Annotated in this window: 24 protein-coding genes; 7 read left to right on the top strand and 17 right to left on the bottom strand. The window is 73.4% G+C overall.

The window, feature by feature from the left end; translation table 11 throughout:
- Positions 1 to 13 precede the first annotated feature (13 nt).
- The 4 genes from pyrH to MICAU_RS07050 form a co-directional block, all read right to left on the bottom strand.
- The gene (gene pyrH, locus MICAU_RS07065; RefSeq protein WP_013284607.1) at positions 14 to 781 is read right to left on the bottom strand and encodes a UMP kinase; all 768 of its coding nucleotides are present in this window, start codon (positions 779 to 781) and stop codon (positions 14 to 16) included.
- A 157-nt stretch (positions 782 to 938) separates the two neighbouring features.
- On the bottom strand, positions 939 to 1,766 hold the full coding sequence (gene tsf, locus MICAU_RS07060) for a translation elongation factor Ts (protein WP_013284606.1): 828 nt from the start codon (positions 1,764 to 1,766) through the stop codon (positions 939 to 941).
- A gap of 128 nt (positions 1,767 to 1,894) precedes the next feature.
- Positions 1,895 to 2,764, bottom strand: a complete 870-nt coding sequence (gene rpsB / locus MICAU_RS07055; protein WP_013284605.1) for a 30S ribosomal protein S2 — start codon at positions 2,762 to 2,764, stop codon at positions 1,895 to 1,897.
- Between the two features lie 353 nt (positions 2,765 to 3,117).
- Entirely contained in the window at positions 3,118 to 4,182 is a 1,065-nt protein-coding gene (locus tag MICAU_RS07050; RefSeq protein ID WP_013284604.1) for a hypothetical protein, read from the bottom strand.
- A 304-nt stretch (positions 4,183 to 4,486) separates the two neighbouring features.
- Here MICAU_RS07050 and MICAU_RS07045 point away from each other — a divergent pair, with 304 nt between their 5' ends.
- Genes MICAU_RS07045 through MICAU_RS07035 form a run of 3 tightly spaced genes read left to right on the top strand, consistent with a single transcriptional unit; the run spans position 4,487 to position 7,546 of the window.
- Positions 4,487 to 4,846, top strand: coding sequence for a YraN family protein (locus MICAU_RS07045; protein WP_030269908.1), 360 nt, complete (start codon positions 4,487 to 4,489; stop codon positions 4,844 to 4,846).
- Between the two features lies 1 nt (position 4,847).
- The gene (locus tag MICAU_RS07040; protein ID WP_013284602.1) at positions 4,848 to 6,368 is read left to right on the top strand and encodes a YifB family Mg chelatase-like AAA ATPase; all 1,521 of its coding nucleotides are present in this window, start codon (positions 4,848 to 4,850) and stop codon (positions 6,366 to 6,368) included.
- The gene (locus MICAU_RS07035; protein ID WP_049794867.1) at positions 6,278 to 7,546 is read left to right on the top strand and encodes a DNA-processing protein DprA; all 1,269 of its coding nucleotides are present in this window, start codon (positions 6,278 to 6,280) and stop codon (positions 7,544 to 7,546) included. Before MICAU_RS07040 ends, MICAU_RS07035 begins: the two co-directional genes overlap by 91 nt.
- Positions 7,547 to 7,551: 5 nt before the next feature.
- Here the strand turns inward: MICAU_RS07035 and MICAU_RS07030 are convergent, their stop codons facing one another.
- Positions 7,552 to 7,893 (bottom strand): hypothetical protein, encoded by a 342-nt coding sequence (locus tag MICAU_RS07030; RefSeq protein ID WP_013284600.1) that lies wholly within the window; start codon positions 7,891 to 7,893, stop codon positions 7,552 to 7,554.
- Between the two features lie 501 nt (positions 7,894 to 8,394).
- Here MICAU_RS07030 and MICAU_RS07025 point away from each other — a divergent pair.
- Both MICAU_RS07025 and MICAU_RS07020 read left to right on the top strand, forming a co-directional pair.
- Entirely contained in the window at positions 8,395 to 9,399 is a 1,005-nt protein-coding gene (locus MICAU_RS07025) for a tyrosine recombinase XerC (RefSeq protein ID WP_049794866.1), read from the top strand.
- Between the two features lie 89 nt (positions 9,400 to 9,488).
- Positions 9,489 to 10,670, top strand: a complete 1,182-nt coding sequence (locus MICAU_RS07020) for an aminotransferase class V-fold PLP-dependent enzyme (protein ID WP_013284598.1) — start codon at positions 9,489 to 9,491, stop codon at positions 10,668 to 10,670.
- Between the two features lie 13 nt (positions 10,671 to 10,683).
- Here MICAU_RS07020 and MICAU_RS07015 read toward each other — a convergent pair whose 3' ends face one another.
- Complete coding sequence (locus tag MICAU_RS07015; protein ID WP_030269948.1) at positions 10,684 to 11,295, bottom strand: M23 family metallopeptidase; 612 nt, start codon at positions 11,293 to 11,295, stop codon at positions 10,684 to 10,686.
- A gap of 210 nt (positions 11,296 to 11,505) precedes the next feature.
- On the opposite strand from MICAU_RS07015, the gene MICAU_RS07010 reads away from it, so the two are divergent.
- Together MICAU_RS07010 and MICAU_RS07005 are read left to right on the top strand one after the other, a co-directional pair.
- Complete coding sequence (locus tag MICAU_RS07010) at positions 11,506 to 12,165, top strand: class I SAM-dependent methyltransferase (protein WP_013284597.1); 660 nt, start codon at positions 11,506 to 11,508, stop codon at positions 12,163 to 12,165.
- Positions 12,162 to 13,268 carry a sulfite oxidase gene (locus MICAU_RS07005; RefSeq protein ID WP_013284596.1) on the top strand — a complete coding sequence of 369 codons (1,107 nt, stop codon included), beginning with the start codon at positions 12,162 to 12,164 and terminating at the stop codon, positions 13,266 to 13,268. The genes MICAU_RS07010 and MICAU_RS07005 overlap by 4 nt, the downstream gene beginning before the upstream one ends.
- A gap of 25 nt (positions 13,269 to 13,293) precedes the next feature.
- Here MICAU_RS07005 and MICAU_RS07000 read toward each other — a convergent pair whose 3' ends face one another.
- From MICAU_RS07000 to MICAU_RS06950, 11 genes are all read right to left on the bottom strand, one after another.
- Complete coding sequence (locus tag MICAU_RS07000) at positions 13,294 to 13,617, bottom strand: DUF2469 domain-containing protein (RefSeq protein WP_011905215.1); 324 nt, start codon at positions 13,615 to 13,617, stop codon at positions 13,294 to 13,296.
- The gene (locus tag MICAU_RS06995; protein WP_013284595.1) at positions 13,614 to 14,489 is read right to left on the bottom strand and encodes a ribonuclease HII; all 876 of its coding nucleotides are present in this window, start codon (positions 14,487 to 14,489) and stop codon (positions 13,614 to 13,616) included. Before MICAU_RS06995 ends, MICAU_RS07000 begins: the two co-directional genes overlap by 4 nt.
- A complete protein-coding gene (locus MICAU_RS06990) occupies positions 14,483 to 14,950 on the bottom strand; it encodes an NUDIX hydrolase (RefSeq protein ID WP_013284594.1) in 468 nt (155 codons plus the stop codon). Before MICAU_RS06990 ends, MICAU_RS06995 begins: the two co-directional genes overlap by 7 nt.
- A gap of 89 nt (positions 14,951 to 15,039) precedes the next feature.
- Positions 15,040 to 15,672 (bottom strand): signal peptidase I, encoded by a 633-nt coding sequence (lepB, locus tag MICAU_RS06985; protein WP_013284593.1) that lies wholly within the window; start codon positions 15,670 to 15,672, stop codon positions 15,040 to 15,042.
- Positions 15,669 to 16,553, bottom strand: a complete 885-nt coding sequence (gene lepB / locus MICAU_RS06980) for a signal peptidase I (RefSeq protein ID WP_013284592.1) — start codon at positions 16,551 to 16,553, stop codon at positions 15,669 to 15,671. Before lepB (MICAU_RS06980) ends, lepB (MICAU_RS06985) begins: the two co-directional genes overlap by 4 nt.
- 168 nt (positions 16,554 to 16,721) lie before the next feature.
- Entirely contained in the window at positions 16,722 to 17,081 is a 360-nt protein-coding gene (gene rplS, locus MICAU_RS06975; RefSeq protein ID WP_013284591.1) for a 50S ribosomal protein L19, read from the bottom strand.
- A 143-nt stretch (positions 17,082 to 17,224) separates the two neighbouring features.
- Positions 17,225 to 18,013 (bottom strand): tRNA (guanosine(37)-N1)-methyltransferase TrmD, encoded by a 789-nt coding sequence (gene trmD, locus MICAU_RS06970; protein ID WP_013284590.1) that lies wholly within the window; start codon positions 18,011 to 18,013, stop codon positions 17,225 to 17,227.
- A gap of 14 nt (positions 18,014 to 18,027) precedes the next feature.
- Positions 18,028 to 18,567, bottom strand: a complete 540-nt coding sequence (gene rimM, locus MICAU_RS06965; protein ID WP_013284589.1) for a ribosome maturation factor RimM — start codon at positions 18,565 to 18,567, stop codon at positions 18,028 to 18,030.
- Positions 18,567 to 18,827, bottom strand: coding sequence for an RNA-binding protein (locus MICAU_RS06960; RefSeq protein WP_026268109.1), 261 nt, complete (start codon positions 18,825 to 18,827; stop codon positions 18,567 to 18,569). The genes rimM and MICAU_RS06960 overlap by 1 nt, the downstream gene beginning before the upstream one ends.
- On the bottom strand, positions 18,802 to 19,257 hold the full coding sequence (gene rpsP / locus MICAU_RS06955) for a 30S ribosomal protein S16 (protein ID WP_013284587.1): 456 nt from the start codon (positions 19,255 to 19,257) through the stop codon (positions 18,802 to 18,804). Before rpsP ends, MICAU_RS06960 begins: the two co-directional genes overlap by 26 nt.
- Before the next feature lie 242 nt (positions 19,258 to 19,499).
- Complete coding sequence (locus MICAU_RS06950) at positions 19,500 to 20,147, bottom strand: ribonuclease FAU-1 family protein (RefSeq protein WP_013284586.1); 648 nt, start codon at positions 20,145 to 20,147, stop codon at positions 19,500 to 19,502.
- Between the last annotated feature and the right edge of the window lie 70 nt (positions 20,148 to 20,217).

The raw sequence follows: 20,217 nt of genomic DNA, 5'->3' as shown, positions 1-20,217 counted from the left end.
GCCGGCGGGCCGGTCAGGCGGTGATCAGGGTGCCGATCTTCTCGCCGCCGACGGCCCGGACGATGGTGTCGTCGCCCTGGGCGCCGAAGACCAGCATCGGCAGGCCGTTCTCCATGCAGAGGCTGAACGCGGCGGCGTCGGCCACCCGCAGGTTACGGCGCAGCACCTCGGAGAAGGTGATCGAGTCGAGCTTGCTCGCGGTCGGGTCGATCCGGGGGTCGGCGGTGTAGACCGCGTCCACGCCGTTCTTGCTCATCAGCACCACGTCCGCGCGGATCTCCAGCGCCCGCTGGGCGGCCACCGTGTCGGTGGAGAAGTACGGCATGCCGGCGCCGGCGCCGAAGATGACCACGCGGCCCTTCTCCAGGTGGCGGATCGCGCGCAGCGGGATGTACGGCTCGGCGACCTGGGCCATCGTGATGGCGCTCTGCACCCGGGTCTCGATGCCCTCCTTCTCCAGGAAGTCCTGGAGGGCCAGGCAGTTCATGACCGTGCCGAGCATGCCCATGTAGTCGGCGCGGGCGCGGTCCATGCCGCGCTTCTGCAGCTCGGCGCCGCGGAAGAAGTTGCCGCCGCCGACCACCACCGACACCTGCACGCCGCGGCGTACCACTGTGGCGATCTGGCGGGCGATGCCCTGCACGACGTCGGGGTCGACGCCGATCGCGCCGCCGCCGAAGACCTCACCGGAGAGCTTCAGCACCACCCGGCGGGACCGACCGGGCGGAGGGGCGGTCGGGTCCTCCGCCGCCAGGCTCCGGTCACTCACAACCTGCGTCATCCGCCCCGCCCCTTCTCCCCGCGCATCGCGCGAGCGTCGCGTACGTGCCCCTGCCGACCCTATGTGACGAGGAGGCCGCGGTGCCTGTCGCGTACACCGGCGGCCTCCTCGTCGACGTTCTCCCCTGTGCCCGGGCCGGACGGCCCGGTGCGGCGGCTCAGGCCTGGCCGACCTCGAACCGCAGGAAGCGGGTCACCTCGATGCCGGCGTCGGCCAGCACCTGCTTGACGGTCTTCTTGTTGTCGGCGACCGACGACTGCTCCAGCAGGACGAAGTCCTTGAAGAAGGCGTTGACCCGGCCCTCGACGATCTTCGGCAGCGCCGCCTCGGGCTTGTTCTCCTCGCGGGCGGTCTGCTCGGCGATGCGCCGCTCGGACTCGACGGTCTCGGCCGGCACCTCGTCGCGGGTGAGGTACTTCGGCCGCATCGCGGCGATCTGCATGGCCACGGCGCGCGCGTCGGCGTCCGCCGCCTCGTCCGACTTGCCGGTGAACTCGACCAGCACGCCGACCGCCGGGGGCAGGTCCTGGCTCTTGCGGTGCATGTAGACCGCAGTGGTGCCGTCCAGCTTGGCGAAGCGGTTGAGCACCAGCTTCTCGCCGATCTTGGCGGACTGCTCCTGGATCAGGTCGGCCACGCTCTTGCCGTCGATGCTGCTGGCGAGCAGCTCCTCGGCGTTGGTGGCGCCGCTGGCCACGCCGTGCTCGACCAGCTGCTGGGCCAGCGCGATGAAGGCGTCGTTCTTGGCGACGAAGTCGGTCTCGCAGTTGAGCTCGAGCAGCGCCTGGCCGGAGTGGGCGATCAGGCCGTTGGCGGCGGTGCGCCCGGCCCGCTTGCCGACGTCCTTGGCGCCCTTGACGCGCAGGATCTCGACGGCCTTGTCGAAGTCGCCCTCGGCCTCGGTCAGCGCCTTCTTGGAGTCCATCATGCCGGCGCCGGTGAGGTCGCGGAGCTTCTTGACGTCCGCGGCGGTGAAGTTGGACATGACTCTCTCTTCGGTGTCAGTGAGGTGGTCTGGGGTGCTGGTTACCCGGTTCCGGGCCGGTTCTGCCCGGCGTACCCGTCACGCCCCCACCGCCGGGAATCGCCGACGGTGGGGACGCGACGGCGAGATCACTCCGCGGAGGCGGTCGCCGGCTGCTCGGCGGCAGGCGCGGCCGGCTCGGCGGCGGCGGCGGGCTGCTCGTCGGCCTTCTTCGGCTCCTCGAGCAGCTCGCGCTCCCACTCGGCCAGCGGCTCGTCGGCGCCGACCTGGCCGGCCTCGGGCTTCTCGTCCGCGCCCCGGTTGCGGCCGGAACGGGCGATCAGACCGTCGGCGACGGCGGCGGCCACGACCTTGGTCAGCAGCTCGGCCGAGCGGATGGCGTCGTCGTTGCCCGGGATCGGGAAGTCGACCTCGTCCGGGTCGCAGTTGGTGTCGAGCACCGCGATCACCGGGATGCCCAGCTTGCGGGCCTCATCGACGGCGATGTGCTCCTTCTTGGTGTCGACGATCCACACCGCGGCCGGGAGCTTCTGCATGTCCCGCAGACCACCGAGGGTCTTGGTGAGCTTGATCTTCTCGCGGGAGAGCTGGAGCGTCTCCTTCTTGGTGTAACCGGCGGCGGTGCCGCTCAGGTCACCCAGAGCCTCCAGCTCCTTCATCCGCTGGAGCCGCTTGTACACGGTCTGGAAGTTGGTCAGCATGCCACCGAGCCAGCGGTGGTTGACGTACGGCTGGCCGACCCGGGTCGCCTGCTCGGCGATGGCCTCCTGGGCCTGCTTCTTGGTGCCGACGAACAGGATGCTGCCGCCACCGGCGACGGTGGTGCGGACGAACTCGTACGCCTTCTCGATGTAGTCGAGCGTCTGGCGCAGGTCGATGATGTAGATACCGTTGCGCTCGGTGAAGATGAAGCGCTTCATCTTCGGGTTCCAGCGGCGGGTCTGGTGCCCGAAGTGCACACCGCTTTCCAGCAGCTGACGCATGGTCACGACGGCCATGGTGGGTTACTCCTACGTTGTCCCTGGTTGTCCGTCCAGCCGGCGGCCGGACGCCTGGCGCCCGATCGCCGGCCAGGGTGGGCCCGATACGTCAGACCGGGACCAGGGAGGCCGTCGCCCCACGGAGGAGACCGTGGAGAGGGCACGCGAGGTCGACCGCACGAGGCGGTCGCCAGTCGACCAGTGTACGCGCCCTCTCCGCTGTACGACCTCCGGGTGTGGAGACCGGCCTGATCGACTCCAGGTGCGCCTTGATCGGTTCCAGGAGCGCCTTGATCGACTCCACGACGGCGAAGTGGCGGCGTCACCCTGTCGGTGACACCGCCACTACGGCGTACCGGGGCCGGGCCGTCTCAGCCCGCCGCGAGGGCGGCGGCGAGGAACAGCACCAGCCCGACGGTCAGGTACGCCGTCGGCGGGCGCAGCCAGCCCCGGCTGCCGTCGGCCAGCGCCAGCCCGCCGGTGCGCAGCCCGTACAGGCCGGTGCCGAAGATCGGCAGGCCGACCACCAGGAAGATGCCCACCACCACGTGCGACGTCGACACCGGGTCGCCGAACAGGCCGTGCAGCAACACCCGTACCGCCGGCACCTCCAGCACCAGCACCATCACCGCCAGCAGCACCGCCAGCGCGGGGCGCCGGGTCCGGTAGACGCCGTCACCGGGCGGCGGCCCGTCCGGACGCGGCAGCACCGCGGGCATCGGGCCGGTCGGCATCTCCAGCGGATTCGGGGTCGCGGCCGGCTGGGCCGGACCACCCGGACGCTCACCGATCCGCAGCGGGGTGGCCTCACCGGGGTTCAGCCGCGCCGCGGCGGTCGCCTCGGCTCCGCCGTCCGCGCCCGCGGTACCAGGCGCCGCCTCGACGACCGGGTAGCCGCCGATCGGGCTGAGCCGGGGTTTGTCGACGCCGCCGACAGCGCTGCGGGCGTCGACGCCGGCGCCACCGGCCGGGTCGCTGCCGTGGGCGATGAGGCCGTACGGGTCGGTGCCCGCCGGGGCCGCGCCGGTCAGCGGGGCGGTCGCCGGCGTACCGAGCGTGCTCGACAGCGGGTTGCCGTGCGCGGCGGTGCCGAGCGCGTCGACGCCGCTGCGGGACACCGCGCCGAGCGGGTCGGCCGCCGACTCGCGTGCCGCGCGACGGCCGGCGCGCGATCCGGGCAGCTCACCGGAGACCTCCGGGTCGTCCGGACGCTGCGACCGCCAGCTGCTCGTGTCGTCCACCAGCGGATCGGCGGCGGAGTACCGGCCCGGCTCGGCGTACCGGTTCTCACCGGCGCGCTGCTCGGGCGTGCGGTAGTCGTCGTCGCGGTAGCGGGGCTCGCCCGCGGCGCGCCAGTCCGACTCGTATCCCCGGTCGCCCCATCGCGACCCCTGCTCATCCTCGGAGTAGCTCCGTCGTCCGTCCACGACCGGCACGGTATGCGACGGGCACCAGCCGCGCCATTCGGGTCTCCTGGGGATCGGCCCAGGTCAGCACCGATGCCGCCGGGTCGCCGACGGGACACGGTCAGTAGCCGTAGGGCGTGAACGTCGGCGCGCCGTCCGGGTACGGGAAGTCGTCGGGGAAGGCGGGCACCACCCACTCGCGGTTCAGCACGGCGACCAGGCTCCGTAGCAGATCGGACCCATGATCGTCGTTCCGTCCACAAGCCCACCCCTGTCCACAGGCAACCGATCCGCGCCCCCCGCGACAGTGGCCTCCGGTCGCATCCTGGCCGGCATGACGAACCGGAACCGAGCCGTCGGGGCGTACGGCGAGCGGTGCGCGCTACGGCACCTGATCGAGACGGGCCTGCGGCCGGTCGCCCGAAACTGGCGCTGCCCCGAGGGAGAGATCGACATCATCGCCTGGGAGGGTCCGGTCCTCGCCATCTGCGAGGTCAAGACCCGCCGGAGCGAGCAGTTCGGCTCCCCCGCCGAGGCCGTCGTGCGGGCCAAGGCCCGCCGACTGCGCGGCCTGGCCGCGCGCTGGCTCGCCGAGACCGGCACCACCGCCGCCGAGGTCCGCTTCGACGTGCTCTCCGTCCGGCTCCCGCTCACCGGCCCCGCCCGCGTCGAGCACCTCCGCGGCGCGTTCTGACATGGGGTACGCGAAGGTGCTGAGCGTCGGCCTGGCCGGAGTCGCCGGGCATCTCGTCGAGGTCGAGGCCGACCTGGCTCCCGGACTGCCCGCGGTGATCATCTCCGGTCTGCCGGACACCGCGTTGCACGAGGCACGCGACCGGGTCCGCGCCGCGATCGTCAACTCCGGCCAGAAGTGGCCCAACCGCCGCATCACGCTCAACCTGCTCCCCGCCACCCTGCCGAAGTACGGCTCGGCGTTCGACCTCGCCATCGCGCTCGCCGTCCTGGCCGGCTCGGGCGAACTGCCACCGGTCGCCCTGGACGCCACAGTCGTGCTCGGCGAACTCGGCCTCGACGGCGCGGTACGCCCCGTCCGCGGCACGCTGCCGATGGTCGCCGCCGCCGCCCGCGCCGGGCACACCCGCGTCGTCGTACCCGCCGGCAACGCCGCCGAGGCGGCAGTCATCCCGGGCGTACGCGTGCACGCGGTCGACACGCTGCACCGGCTCGTCGCCCACGTCCGCGACGGCAGTCCGCTGCTCGCCCCACCCGCCCACGTCCCGGCCTGCGGCCCGGCCGGGCCCGACCTGGTCGACGTGGCCGGGCAGCCGCTCGGACGGCGTGCCCTGGAGATCGCCGCCGCGGGGGGCCACCACCTCGCGCTGTTCGGTCCGCCCGGCGCCGGCAAGACCATGCTCGCCGAACGGCTGCCGTCGATCCTGCCCCAACTGGACGACGAGGCAGCCCTGGAGGTGACGGCGCTGCACTCGATCGCCGGCCTGCTGCCACCCGGTGGCGGGCTGCTGCGCCGTCCCCCGTTCCAGGCGCCGCACCACACCGCCACGGTGCCCGCGCTCGTCGGAGGCGGTTCCGGGCTGGCCCGGCCCGGCGCGGTGTCACTCGCTCACCGTGGGGTCCTGTTCCTGGACGAGGCGCCCGAGTTCAGCAAGGGCGCGCTGGAGGCGTTGCGGCAGCCGCTGGAGAGCGGCCGGGTGCGGGTGGCGCGTACCCGGGGTGCCACCGAGTACCCGGCCCGCACCCAACTGGTGCTGGCGGCCAACCCCTGTCCGTGCGCGAAGCCCTCCGGCGACGTCGACTGCGAGTGCCCGCCCCTGGCCCGGCGACGCTACCTGGGACGGTTGTCGGGTCCGCTGCTCGACCGGGTGGACGTGCAGGTCCGGCTGACGGCGGTACGCGCGGCGGAGCTGCTGAGCACCGACGCCGCGCAGGAGTTCTCGGCCACCGTCGCCGCCCGGGTCGTCGCCGCGCGGCACGCCGCCACCGATCGCTGGGCGGCCACCGGGCACCGGGTGAACGCCGACGTCCCCGGCCCGTACCTGCGCCGGCCGCCGTGGCACCTGCCGGCCCGGGTCACCACGGATCTGCGCCGCCGGCTCGACACCGGATCGCTGTCCGCGCGCGGCTACGACCGCGTACTCCGTCTCGCCTGGACCATCGCGGACCTGGACGGGCGGGACCGGCCCGGCCACGACGACGTGGCGGAGGCCATCCAGCTCAGGACCGGGGAGGTCGCGTGAGCGCCGACGACCGCCGGCTGGCGCGGGTCGCGCTCACCTGGCTCGCCGAGCCCGGCACCCGGTCGGTGTACGCACTGGTCAAGCGGCTCGGACCGGTCGCCGCACTCGACCTGCTGCTGTCCGGCGGGGCGCCGGAACGGACGCTGCGGTCGGCCGTCGCGGCGCGCGGCGCCGCCGGTGACGCCCGGACGGTCGCCGCCGACGCGCTGTCCCGCGGCGAACGGCTCGGCGCCCGGCTGGTCACCCCGGACGACGACGAATGGCCCACCCAGGTCGGCGACCTGCGCCGGCTGGCGCTCTCCGGTGCCACCCGGCGGGTCGACGTGGAGACCGATCCGCCGCTCTGTTTCTGGGTGCGCGGAGCGTGGTCGCTCGGCGAGGTGCTGGCGCGCTCGGTGGCGGTGGTCGGCGCGCGGGCGGCCACCCCCTACGGGGCGCACGTCGCCACCGAGCTGGGCTACGGCCTCGCCGACCGGGAGTGGACAGTCGTGTCCGGTGGGGCGTTCGGCATCGACGCCGCCGCGCATCGCGGGGCGCTGACAGCGGGCGGCCGCACCGTCGCCGTGCTCGCCTGCGGCGTGGACCGCCCGTACCCGATGGGCAACGCCGCGCTGTTCGACCGGATCGCCGAGACCGGCCTGCTGGTGAGCGAATGGATTCCCGGGGCGGAGCCGTTGCGGCCACGGTTCCTCATCCGCAACCGGGTCATCGCGGCGGCGACGAACGGCACGGTCCTCGTCGAGGCCGCCGCGCGCAGCGGCGCGACCCAGACGCTCAACCGGGCGCTCGGCCTGCGCCGGCCGGCGATGGTGGTGCCGGGACCGGTGACCTCAGCGATGTCGGTCGGTGGGCACGAGGTGCTGCGGGAGCGGCCGGAGGCGCGGCTGGTCACGAACGTCGCGCACGTGCTGGAGGAGGTGGGGCGGATCGGGTACGACCTGGCCCCGCCCGCCCGGGCCCCCGAGCGTCCTCGGGACCGGCTCGACGAGGAGGCCACCCAGGTGCTGGAGGCGCTACCCCGCCGCCGAACGCTCGACCTGGAGAGCGTCGCGGCGCGCGCAGGGGTGGACCTGCGCACCGCCATGCGCAAGCTGTCCATGCTGGAGGAACTGGCGATGGTGGTACGCCGCGACGACGGCTACGCGCTCGCACCGCCACCACCGGTCGCCCGCTCGTGAGCGGGTCAGTCGCCCTCGAACCGGATCTCGGCGTCAAGGCGCTCCGCACATCGGCGGACGAGCCGGGCCAGCCGGTGGACGTGGTCGACCTCGGCCGGCGCCCCGGCCACCTCGGCGAGGCACCGCAGCTCGGCGAGCAGTTGCGGCATCCGCTCGGCGCTCACGGTCAGCTCACCGAGCGGGTCGACGCGGTCCAGCAGCGGGGTCCGGCCACCGCCGCGGACACGCTTGAGCAGGTCGAGCAGCACGTCCTGCGGGTCCGCCACGACTTCGATCGAGACGTACGCGGGCCGCCGACGACCGTTGCCCGCCGATATCTGCCGGTAGAGGACGGCGTCCACTCCCACTCTCGGCCCTCCTCGTACCGGCGCCACCGTCACGGGGACGCGTTCGCTTGATCGCGGCCGGATCGACCCTCCGTCGGGGCCGGCTCGGCCACGCTGCCCGCCGGTCGTCGCACCGGAGTGTGCCGCAGCATGAGTTTCCCCTGTCCAGACCGGCTTCTGCCACCCCGCTCAGCGCGTCGGCACCTATCCCACGCCGGAAGGACCCGGCCGACGTGGCGGATGGCACACGACGGTCGACCGGCAGACGCCCGATGGCGGAAGCGACGGCCGGACCGGCACGGCGGCCAGGCGACTCCACGGCGGGGTGGGGCGGCCGGGCGACTGAACGGCGAGGGCGGTGTGGCGTCGGGCGGCACGGCACACGGCGGCACTCCGGCCTTACGCTGGGGCGGTGATCGCCGGCCGCCTCCCCCGCCGCGACCCCGTACGCCTCGGTCGGGTGCCGCAGTGAGCAAGCGGCAGCGTGGCACCCGGGAGGCGCACGAGGAACTGCCCGCCTCGATGCGCGAGGCGGTGGACGACTTCGCCGACCACCTGTCGCGGGTGCGCAACCGCTCCGTCCACACCGTCCGGGCCTACGTCACGGATCTGGTGTCGCTGCTGGACCACGCCGTCCGGATGGGCTGCGCCGAACTGCCGGAGCTGGACCTCGCCGTGGTGCGCAGCTGGCTGGCGAAGCAGCGGACCATGGGCGCGGCCCGGACGACGATGGCGCGGCGCGCCGCCGCGGCCCGGACGTTCAGCGCCTGGGCGCACCGGACCGGCCTGCTCGCCGACGACGTGGCCGCGCCGCTGGCCAGCCCTCGGGCCCGGCGGGAACTGCCCACCGTGCTGCGGGCCGACCAGGCCGCCGCTCTGGTGGAGGCCCCGTCGCGGCAGCGCCGGAGCCCGCCCGGGGCCGACCGCTCGACGGTCCACCCCGAGGGCACCGGGCTCGGACGCGACCACGGAACGGCCGCCGAACCGGCATCCGCCGAACCGGCCGGCGACGGACCGCCCGACGCGGTGCTGCTGCGCGACCGGCTGCTGCTGGAACTGCTCTACGGCACCGGGGTACGCATCAGCGAGGCGTGCGGCCTGGACGTCAGCGATGTCGACCAGGCTCGCCGGGTGGTACGCGTGCTGGGCAAGGGCGGGCGGGAGCGGGCGGTGCCCTACGGGGTGCCGGCCCAGCGGGCGCTCGACGCCTGGCTGCGCGACGGCCGGCCCGCACTGCTGGCCCCGGGCTCGGGCCGGGCGCTTCTGCTCGGGGCGCGGGGTGGGCGGCTCAACCCGACCACCGCGCGACGGATCGTGTCCGGCTGGGCCGGTGCCGCCGGGGTACCGCGGGTGACGCCGCACGGGCTGCGCCACTCGGCAGCGACGCACCTGCTCGAAGGGGGCGCGGACCTGCGCGCCGTGCAGGAGTTGCTGGGGCACTCGTCGCTCGCCAGCACCCAGATCTACACGCACGTCTCGGTCGAGCGGCTCCGCGCCGCGTACCGGCAGGCGCACCCCCGCGCCTGACCGCCGAGAGCGCGCAGGCAGCGTCGGTGGCACCGGTCAGCGGGCGGAATCCGGCCGGCGCATGATCCATCTCGGGCTAGGATCGACGGATGACGGTGCCGCAGCCACCCGAGCCGATTCCCGGGGCTCGGCTGCTCTTCTCCCTCGATCCCTCCGTCAGTCACCTCAACCACGGATCGTTCGGCGCCGTACCGATCGCCGTGCAACGCGCCCAGCAGCGCCTGCGCGACGAGATGGAGGCCAACCCGCTGCGGTTCTTCACGCAGGGCCTGGTCGACCGGATCGCCCACGCCCGGCGGCACCTGGCCACGTTCCTCGGCGCCGACCCGGAGGGCACCACGCTCGTCGGCAACGCCACCACTGGTGCGGCCGTGGTGTTGCAGTCGCTGGCGCTGCGCCCGGGCGACGAGATCGTGACCACCGACCACGGGTACGGGGCGGTGGCGCTGTCGATCGCCAGGGAGTGCGGCCGCACCGGGGCGGTGCACCGCACCCTGCCGGTGCCGTTGACCGCCACCGACGAGGAGGTGGTGGAGATCGTCCGCAACGGGCTGCGCCCCGGGCGTACCAGGCTGCTGATCGTCGACCAGCTCACCTCGCCGACCGCCCGGCTGTTCCCCACCGCGGCAATCGTCGCGGTGGCCCGGGAGCAGGGCGTGCCGGTGCTGGTGGACGCCGCCCACGCGCCGGGCATGCTGCCGGCCACCGTCGCATCGGTCGGCGCCGACTTCTGGGTCGGCAATCTGCACAAGTGGGCGTACGCGCCACGCGGCACCGCCGTGCTCGTGGTGGCGCCGCAGTGGCGGGAGAAGATCCAGCCGCTCGTCGTCTCGTGGGAGCAGGACAGCGGCTTCCCGGTTCGTGTCGAGTGGCAGGCGACGCTCGACTACACCGGTTGGCTGGCCGCCCCGGTGGGCCTGTTCACGTTGCGCAGCCTCGGCGTGGACCGGGTACGCGCGCACAACGCGGCGCTGGCCGCGTACGGGCAACGGGTCGTCGGGGACGCGCTCGGTGTGGCGCCCGAGCGGCTGCCGGAGCCCGGCGGACCGGCGGTCGCCATGCGGCTCGTGCCGCTGCCGCCCGGTGTCGCGACGACGCTGGACGCGGCCCGGGAGCTGCGGGCCCGGATCGCGGACCGGCTCTCCGCCGAGGTGTCGATCGCCGGCTGGAACGGGCGCGGCTACCTGCGGTTGTGCGGCCAGGTCTACAACACCCCCGACGAGTACGACCGGCTGGCCGTCCGGCTGCCCACGCTGCTCGCCCAGGGCTGAGCAACACAACCGATCACCCGGCGGGGACGGGGTGCAGCGGCAGCAACCGGACGCGACCGAGCCCGAGCAGGGCCAGCGGATCGAGGTACTCCGCGTCGCGTCGCAGTCCCCAGTGCAGGCAGGCCGCCTCGGCGCAGCCCCGATGCCCGGCGAGCAGGTCGCCGACCGGCGTGCCGGCGTCCACAGGGGTACCGGCGGTGAGCCGGGAGCGGACCGGTTCGTATGTGGTGCGCAGCCCGTCGGAATGGCCGACAGTGAGCACCGGCCGGCCGGCGACGGTGCCGGCGAACAGGACGGTCCCGGCGCCGGCCGCCAGCACCGGCGCACCCGGCTCGGCCGCGAGGTCGACGCCCCGGTGCCCGGACAGCCAGGGCTGCGGCGGCGGGTCGAAGCGCCGCACCACCCGGGGCGCGCCCGGCAGCGGCCACCGGAACGGCCCCGCAGGCGCACCCCGAAGTCCCGCAGCCGAGCCGCCCGCCGCCGAAGCACCAGGAGCCGGGGCACCCGCTGATGCGGAACCATCCGGCCCACGCGCGGGTGCAGCCGGAGACGGCCCGACCGCGAGCGAGTAGACCCCGACCCGGGACGACAACGGCGACGGCCCGGCCGAGGACGACGGCACCATGGCCCGGGGCGGCGCGAGGGCGCCCGGCAGGCAGACGACGAGGAACAACACCACGGCGTAAGAGATCGAGGAACGCACGCCGACCACCCTGCCCACCCCGGGCACCCTCCCGCGCACCCCACCCGCCGGCCCTGTGGACGACGCTCCGGCTGTGGACGAGCGCCGAAATCGGGGCCGATCTGCTACGGCCCGGACGCCTATGCTGGCCGGGTGACGAAGGACTGGTACGCCTGGCACAGCGACTACGACCAGCCCGAGTCTGCACTGGCCCGGCGGCTCGCCGAGGTGCGGCAGCGTGTCTCCGACGCGCTCGATGCGGCGCCGCCCGGTCCGCTGCGCGCGCTGAGTCTCTGCGCGGGTCAGGGCCGCGACCTGATCCCCGTGCTGGCCGCCCATCCCCGGGGCGCCGACGTGACCGCCCGCCTGGTCGAACTGGATCCGCGCAACGCCGATCCGGCCCGCCGCGCCGCCGCCGACGCCGGGCTCACCGGCGTGGAGGTGGTGACCGGGGACGCCTCGCTGACCGACCGCTACGCCGATCTGGCCCCGGCGGATCTGGTGCTGGTCTGCGGCATCTTCGGCAACATCAGCGACGACGACATCCGGGAAACGGTGCGGCACTGCGCCTCGCTCTGCGCCACCGGCGCCACGGTGCTGTGGACGCGGCACCGGCGCGAGCCGGACCTGGTGCCGGTCATCTGCGAGTGGTTCGCCGAGGAGGGCTTCGCGCCGGTCGCGGTGAACAGCCCGGCCGACGGTGTGGGCGTCGGCGCGCACCGCTTCACCGGCACGCCCCGCCCGCTGGCGCCAGGCGTGCGGATGTTCACGTTCGTGGGCTACGACGTGCTGGAGCGGACGGAGCAGGCATGACCACAGTGGACGACGTCAGCCGGCCCTCGCGGGTGGCCGGGCCGGACGAGGCGATCAGCGCCGAGGAGCTTCAGCTCGCCGCGCGTAACCACGGCATCCCGCTGGAGGCGCTGCGGTACGACGTGACCCCGGCGGGTCTGCACTACCTGCTCATCCACTACGACATCCCGGACGTCGACCCGGCCGCGTACGCGCTGAGCGTCTCCGGCGCGGTCGAGCGTCCACTGCGGCTGGACCTGGCGGCGCTGCGTGACCGGCCCCGGGTGACCCACCGCGTGACGCTGGAGTGCGCCGGCAACGGCCGGGCGCTGCTGCATCCCCGCCCGGTGAGCCAGCCCTGGCTGGTGGAGGCGGTGGGCAACGCCGAGTGGACCGGTACGCCGCTGGCGCCGCTGCCGCGCGAGGCCGGCCTGTCCGACGACGCGGTGGACGTGGTGTTCACCGGCGCGGACCACGGGGTGGAGCGCGGCGTCGAGCAGGACTACCAGCGGGCGCTGCCGGTGGCCGACGCGCTGCGCGAGGAGGTGCTGCTGGCGTACGAGATGAACGGCGCTCCCCTGCTGCCGCAGCACGGCGCGCCGCTGCGCCTGATCGTGCCCGGCTGGTACGGCATGGCGCACGTGAAGTGGCTGCGCGACATCACTGTGACGACCGAGCCGTTCGACGGCTACCAGAACGCGGTGGCCTACCGGCTGCGGCGCGACGCCGACGACCCGGGCGTGCCGGTGACCCGGATCGAGCCCCGTGCGCTGGTGCGTCCGCCCGGGTTCCCGGACTTCATGTCCCGCACCCGGGTGCTGCGGCCCGGACCGTGCACTCTGGACGGCCGGGCCTGGTCCGGCCACGCGCCGGTGACCTCGGTCGAGGTGACGGTGGACGGCGGCGAGACGTGGACACCGGCGGTCCTGGACGAGCCGGCCGGGGGCGAGTGGACGTGGCGCCGATGGTCGGTCAGTTGGACGGCCACGCCGGGGCGGTACGTGCTCGGCGCCCGGGCGACCGACGCGTCGGGGCGTACCCAGCCGGTCGAGCAGCCGTGGAACCGGGGCGGGTTCGCGAACAACCTGGTGCAGCGGGTCGAGGTGGTCGTGCCGGCGGAGTGATCCGAGGGCGTTCAGCCGCCCGTGGTCAGCTCCCGAATCCGGAATCTGCGGGAAGCGAGATGTCGGGCTTTTCGAGCTCTTCCACATTGACGTCCTTGAACGTCATCACTCGAACATTCTTGACGAAACGGGCAGGACGGTACATGTCCCACACCCAGGCGTCGTGCATCTCGACCTCGAAGTAGACCTCGCCGTCGGAGTTGCGCACGTGCAGGTCGACCTGGTTGGCCAGGTAGAAACGGCGCTCGGTCTCCACCACGTAGGAGAACTGGCGGACGATGTCCCGGTACTCCCGGTAGAGCTGCAGCTCCATCTCGGTCTCGTACTTCTCGAGATCTTCCGCGCTCATCGCACTCCGCCTTCCATGACCACATCTTCCCCCACCGACGCCGGAGGTCGCGGCTGCTCGCCCAACGCCACGCCGACGGTACCCCCTGACGCGCCGCAGTGCCCCATCGGCTCGTCCGGGCGGCCGGCGAACGCTCCGGGCCCGAGACCCGGCAGCCCGGCCGCGGGCTCGGGCGACGCCGCGTCGGTGCCCACCGGTCGGCGGGCGCGGGGAGGCCGGCCGTCCCGTCCGGAGACGGCGGCCACGTTCACGTACGAGAAGCGGTGTTCCCGGCAGGGCCCGAGCGCGCGCAGGGCGGCGCTGTGCTCGGCGGTGATGTAGCCCTTGTGCTCGGCGAAGCCGTAGCCGGGGAACCGCCCGTCCAGTTCCACCATGATCCGGTCCCGGGTGACCTTCGCGAGCACGCTCGCCGCCGCCACACACGCGGCCACCCGGTCGCCCTTCCAGACCGCCAGGCCCGGCACGTCCAGCCCGTCGACGCCGAAGCCGTCGGTCAGCACGTACTCGGGTCGGGTGGTGAGCGAGGCGAGCGCCCGGCGCATCGCGGCGAGGTTGCACACGTGCAGCCCGCGGGCGTCGACCTCCTCTGCCGGGATGACCACCACGGCGTACGCCAGGGCCCGCGCCACCACCTCGTCGTGGACGCGCTCGCGTGCGGCGGGGGTGAGCAGCTTCGAGTCGGCCAGCTCGTCGATCTCGCCGCGCCGGCCCTCGGGCAGGATCGCGGCGGCGGCCACGAGCGGCCCGGCGCAGGCGCCCCGGCCGGCCTCGTCGGCGCCCGCCACGTGCCGGAAGCCACGCCGTTGCAGGGCGCGCTCCAGCGCGTAGAGGCCGCCGTCGCGGCGGACCACGGTGCGCGGCGGGGTCAGCATGCGCCGCCTCCGGCCAGCACGGCGCCGAGCCGGCCGGGCAGGTCCGGCGGGTAGTAGCGCTCGGCGGTGGCGGCCAGCTCGGCGACCGGCCACCAGCGGTGCCCGTGCACGCTCGCCCGTTCGACGTCGTTGAAGCCCGCGGTGTCGACGTCCCAGCCCGTCACCCGGACCAGGTAGAACTGCTGCTCCTGGCGGTACCAGACGCCGTCGAACGGGAACTCGACGGTCTCCGCCCAGACCGGCGCGCCCAGTTCGGCCGGGGCCAGCCGCAGGCCGGTCTCCTCGGCCAGCTCCCGGGCGGCGCCGTCGGCCGGGGACTCCCCCGGGTCGAGCCCGCCGCCGGGGGTGAACCAGTAGCGGTGACCCGGCCGGGCCGGATCACTGCCCTCGAAGAGCAGCACCCGGTCGGACGCGTCGACCAGCAGCACCCGGGCCGCGCGACGAGGGGTGTAGACGGTCACCGCACCAGCCTGCCAGACGCCTGCGACGAACGACCACGCCCTCCCGCCGTCGAGGCGTGGCAGGCGTGGCAGGCGTGGCGCGGGCCGGCTCAGGGATTGGGGATCCCGTCGAACTGCTCGGGGACGCTGAGCCAGGTCGCACGGCTGACCGGCCAGAAGATGGTGAAGGCCCGGCCGACGACCTCGCCCTCGGGGATGGTGGCGACGTTGATGTCCTCGCCCGACTGCTGCCAGTGCTCCAGCGAGTCGCCTGAAGCCTCCCGGTGGTCACCCATGACCCACAGGCGCCCCTTCGGCACGGTGATGTCGAAGTCCTGGTCGGCGGGCTTGTTGCCGGGGAAGATGAACGGCTCGTCGATCGGCTTGCCGTTGATGATCAGCCGCTCCTGGCCGCCCGTGCGGTCGCAGCAGACCACGTGATCGCCGCCGACGCCGATGACCCGCTTGATGAAGTCCTCACCGTCGGGGTTGCCGCTCCACTCGGTGGGCGCCTTGAAGACGATCACCTCACCCCGGTGCGGCGAGCGGAAGTCGTAGACCAGCTTGTTGACAAGCACCCGATCGTCGATCTTGAGGGTGTTCTCCATGGACGGCGACGGGATGAAGAAGGTCTGCAGCACGAAGGCACGCACCAGCACCGCGACCAGGATCGCCACGCCCAGGAGGATGGGCAGCTCCTTCCAGAAGGAGCTGCGGGGCTTCTCGGTCTGCTCGTCGATCACGGGAGGAGCCTACGTCGCCGGGTACGGAGCGGTCGCCCCGAACCCGCCAGAACGGTGAGCGTCGCCGCGAGCGGGAGGATCAGGACGACGCCGCCGACCGGGTCGGGATCCACCGGCACCGGCCCGGGCGCCGCCGCGGCGTCCGCGCGCGGCACGCTCGCGAACGTCTCCGGTACGGGCAGACCGGTCCACCGCTGCGACGGCCAGACGATCATGAAGGCGCGGCCGACCACGTTCTCGATCGGCACCGGCCCCTGACATCGGGCGTCCTGCGAGACGAGCCGGTGGTCGCCCATCACGAAGATCTGCCCCGGCGGCACCACCACCTCGGTGAACTGCCGGGACCGGCACTCCTTCGGATTGGGCGGCAGCTCGACCGGGGAGTCCTCGGAGACGTACGCCGTCTCGTCCAGCGGCACCCCGTTGACCACCACCCGGCCGTCGTCGCAGCACCAGACCTTGTCGCCAGGTACGCCGATGACGCGCTTGATGAAGTCCTTCTCGCCGGGGCGGCTGACGCCCACCAGGTCACCGAGCGTACGGCCGACCCGGCCGGCGAAGTTGGCCGGCGGCGCGGGCGCCTCCTGGGCGACCCAGCGGTCGGTGCCCCGGAACACCACCACCTCGCCGCGGACCGGGTCGCGGACGTCGTAGACGACCTTGTTGACGAGCACCCGGTCACCGACGAGCAGCGTGTTCTCCATCGACCCGGAGGGGATGAAGAACGCCTGGAGCAGGAACGTCCGGATCAGCACCGCGAGGCAGAACGCCACGATCAGCAGCAACGGCAGCTCCTGCCAGAGCGGCATCTGGCGGCGGCCACGGCGGGCCCGCCGGCGCCAGGGATCGACGGCGCCGTCCTCGTCAACCATCTGCACCATGCCACTCTCCGGTCCGCGGAAACGACACTACCGCCCGGGAGTCCCCTCGGAGACCCCACGGGCGGTAGTGGACCGTTTCGCACCGTCCGGCTGCGCCCGTACCGACCAGGGTAATGCGGTCTGGTCGATACGACATCCGCGCAGGCCGGGCGGCGTGGCGAACGTGGATCAGTTCGCCGGCTGCTTCTCCCGCAGCTCCTTGATCTTGGCCTTCTTGCCGCGCAGCTCACGCAGGTAGTAGAGCTTGGCGCGACGCACGTCACCGCGGGTCACGACCTCGATCCGGTCGATGCCCGGGCCGTTGAGCGGGTAGGTCCGCTCCACGCCGACACCGAAGCTGACCTTGCGGACCGAGAAGGTCTCGCGCAGGCCGTCACCCTGGCGGCGGATGACGACGCCCTGGAAGATCTGGACCCGGGAGCGGTTGCCCTCGACGACCCGCGCGTGCACCTTGACGGTGTCACCGGCACGGAAGTCGGGCAGGTCGGTACGCTTCGACTGGGCGTCAAGGGCGTCCAGGATGTTCATCGCTGCGTCCTCGTGAGGCTCACGGCGCATCGTCAGTCGATGCGCGGATGGGTGATTCTGACCCCCGGGTGGTGACCGGCGAGGCCGGCCCCGGTCGAGGGTCCTCGCAGCCGCCCACGGCGTGGACGGATGCGGCAACCCCTCTACTTTGCCACATGCCCCGGTGGCGGGGAAAATCCGCCCCGGTCCAGCGTCGCCCGGTCCCGCTTGTCGAGCGTCTCCGGTGCCAGCGCGCCGATCATGTCGGGGCGCCGGGCCGCCGTCCGCAGCAGCGACTCGTCCCGCCGCCAGCGGTCGATCCGGGCGTGGTCGCCGGAGCGCAGCACCTCGGGCACGTCCAGCCCGCGCCAGCTCGCCGGCTTCGTGTAGAGCGGGGCCTCCAGCAGCCCGTGCGCGTGCGACTCCTCGTCCAGCGACCCGGCGTTGCCGAGCACGCCGGGCAGCAGCCGGGTGACCGCCTCCAGGATCACCAGCACGGCCACCTCGCCGCCGAACAGCACGTAGTCGCCGAGGGAGACCTCGGTCACCGGCATCCGGGTCGCCGCGTGGTCCAGCACCCGCTGGTCGATGCCCTCGTACCGGCCGCAGGCGAACAGCAGGTGCGACTCGGCGGCCAGCTCGTGCGCCAGGGCCTGGGTGAACGGGACGCCCGCGGGCGACGGCACGAGCAGCCGGGGCAGCGTGTGCCCGTCCGGGCTCAGCTCGCCCGGCGCCAGCGCGTCCAGCGCCTCACCCCACGGCTCCGGCCGCATGACCATGCCCGGACCGCCGCCGTAGGGCGTGTCGTCGACGGTGCGGTGCACGTCGTGGGTCCAGGTCCGCAGATCGTGTACGGCCAGCCGCAGCGTGCCGTTCGCGCGGGCCTTGCCGATGAGCGACAGGTCCAGCGGGGCGAAGTACTCGGGGAAGATCGACACGATGTCGACGCGCATGCGGTGGGCTCCAGCTAGAGGTCGAGCAGGCCGCCGGGCAGGTCGACGACGACGCGACCGCCGGCCAGATCCACCTCGGGCACGATCGCCTTGACGAACGGGACCAGCGCGGTACGCCCTTCGGGGCGCCGCAGCACCAGCATCTCGGACGCGGGCGCGTGGTCGATGCGGGCCACCTCGCCCACGTGCTCGCCGTCGCGGGTGACCACTGTGAGCCCGACCAGCTGGTGGTCGTGGAACTCCTCCGGGTCCTCCGGCGGGGCGACGTCGGCGCTGTCCACGCCGAGCAGCGTGTTGCGCAGCGCCTCGGCGACGTCGCGCTCCAGCACGCCCTCGAAGGCGACGAGCAGACGGCCCTGATGCCAGCGGGCCGACTCGACGGTGAGCGTCGGGGGCACCCGCCAGGCGCCGGGCTCCGACGGGACCACCCCCGGCTCGGTGGTCAACACCGAACCGGGGGCGAACCGTGCTTCGGGCTCGTCGGTACGCACCTCCACGGTGACCTCACCGCGGATGCCGTGCGGCTTACCGATCCGGCCGACGACGAGAAGCATCAGTACGAGTCGACGATGTCGACGCGTACCCCACGCCCGCCGATGGAGCCGATCACCTGGCGCAGCGCCTTGGCGGTCCGGCCGGACCGCCCGATCACCGTGCCGAGGTCCTCGGGGTGCACGCGGACTTCGAGGCGCTTGCCCCGACGGGAGTCGACCATGCGCACCCGGACGTCGTCCGGGTGGTCGACGATGCCCTTGACCAGGTGCTCCAGAGCGGGACGCAGCGGCATGTCAGGCCTGCTCGCCGGACTCGGCACCGGTCTGCTCCTCGGCCTTGGCCTCGGCCTTCGGCTCCTCCGCCTTGGCGGCGGCCTTCTTGGCCGGCTTCGCCGGGGTGTCGGCCACGCCGGCGGCGGCCTTCGCCTCGGCCTCGTACGCCGCCTTACGGTCGGCCCGCTCGGGGGCGACCTTCAGCGGCGGCGGCGCGGGCAGGCCCTTGAACTTCTGCCAGTCACCGGTCAGCTCCAGCAGGCGCTGCACGGCCTCGCTCGGCTGGGCGCCGACCGAGAGCCAGTACTGGACCCGCTCCGACTTGACCTCGATCACCGAAGGGTCTTCCTTCGGCTGGTACACACCGACGAACTCGATCGCACGACCGTCACGCTTGGTACGCGAGTCGGCGATGACGATGCGGTACTGCGGGTTGCGGATCTTGCCCATCCGCAGGAGCCGGATCTTTACGGCCACAGTTGTTTCGCTCCTGTTGCGATCTCACCGGCCCGTACGGGCGGTGTGGCGGGTGAGCGCCGACCGGCACAGTGGGGTTTGGGCCGGAGACTGCTCGGTGAACTGGCGACGCGCCCGGGTTAGAGGGCGCCGGACGCGTGCCGGATACCAGCGAACCATTCTGCCAGATCCGGACCGGAACTCTCACACCGGACCCGGACACCACGCCCGGGGCGGGCCGGGCCGTGACCGAGGACACTCGTTCAGCGCACCGGCGGGCGGTCCCACCCCGGCGGAAGTTCGTCCGGTACGTCCCATCCCACGGGTGGGGTGAAGTCGCACCAGGTGCCGTCGAACGGGAACTCGCCCGCCTCGGCGATCCGGATCACCCGCTCGCCCTCGGCGCGTACCGCCTTCTCGTCGGTCACCCAGTAGTGCTCCGGGAACGCCAGCCGCTCGGCGAACTCGTCCTCGTCCTTCCACTCCCAGCTCAGGTCCGGGTGGACCACGACGTCGAGATCCTGGTCGACCATGTCGACCCCGGCCACCGTGCCGTCGTCCCAGCGGACGCCGGGCTCCTCCAGGTTCACGTACCAGTTCTGGAAGCGGCCGGCGGCGTCGCGGAACCACCAGACCGAGTGGGCCGCGCCGGTGGGCAGGAACTTCAGCACCGGCGGGCCGTTCCACAGCCCCTGCGCGAGCCGGTAGGACGACGTCACCCACTCGGCGAACGGCACCGCCCGCATGCCCAGGCCGGCGGCGTTCACCTCGTGCGCGACGGGCGCCTCGCGCGCCACCCAGAGCACCAGGCCGCGCTCGTCGTCGGAGACCACGCGGGCCGACCGGACCCAGCCGATCCGGCCGTTGCGCACGTTCCGGTGCATGATCAGCCGCCCCGGCTCGAACCGCACGCTCACCCCCGCCGTCGTGTCAACAAGGGGCCCCTCCTCTGCGGAATGCGTTAAGAAGGGGCCCTTCCTT

Source organism: Micromonospora aurantiaca ATCC 27029, assembly GCF_000145235.1.
In the GTDB taxonomy this organism is placed as follows: Bacteria; Actinomycetota; Actinomycetes; order Mycobacteriales; family Micromonosporaceae; genus Micromonospora; species Micromonospora aurantiaca.
Note: the sequence above shows the minus strand (reverse complement) of the source record. Positions and strands in the feature narration are given on the sequence as shown.